The sequence below is a fragment of the Burkholderia sp. PU8-34 genome (genome assembly GCF_053427725.1).
In genome coordinates, this window is the sequence record NZ_JBSAXC010000057.1 from 1 (window position 1) to 742 (window position 742).

A 742-nucleotide genomic window follows, 5' to 3' on the forward strand; every position below is an offset into this window, starting at 1 on the left:
TACCACCGCCAGCGACGTCAGATTGCCCGACTCATCCTTGCCGACCAGGCCAACGTCCTTCAGCTGCGCCACGTTCACTGCGTCCGTGTCGTCCTTGCCGGCCGCCACGTTCTTCAGTTGCACTGCCGTGCCCGCTTTGCCCAGCGTCACCTTGTTCTTCGAGGCGCTGTCGTACACCACCGCCAGCGATTCGCCCGTCGTCGGGTCGATCACCCCGCCGTCCGTCAGCGATTCCTTCAGGTCGCCCAGGCTTTCGTTCGTTGCAAACAGTTGCGCACCGTTGATCGCGTCCGTGCTCGTCGCGCTGACGTCGCCCTTCGCCACCTTCGTGATCTTCGTGCCATTCGCACCGCCCAGCGTGATCGAGCCGTGGTTCGTCGTGCCATCCTTGTTACGGTCGTACGTCACCGCAGCAATCGACTTGCCGTCCGTACCAATCAGGCCCGCGTCCTTCAGCTGGCTCACATTCACCGCGTCCGTATTGGCAACACCCGCCTTCACGTTCGACAGGGTCGTGCCGTCCTTGCCGCCCAGCGCCACCTTGTCCTTCTTCGCGCTTTCGTACACCACCGCCAGCGATTCACCCGTCTTCGAGTCGATCACGCCGCCGTCCGTCAGCGATTCCTTCAGGTTGCCGAGGCTCTCGTTCGTCGCGAACAGCTGCGCACCGTTGATCGCGTCCGTGCTCGTCGCGCTGACGTCGCCCTTCGCCACCTTCGTGATCTTCGTGCCATTCGCACCG

1 pseudogene is annotated in these 742 nt (G+C 63.5%); it reads right to left on the reverse strand.

Annotated elements, in window-relative coordinates:
• A pseudogene (locus tag ACV22Z_RS35670) lies at nt 1-742 on the reverse strand (hypothetical protein); the annotation flags it as partial.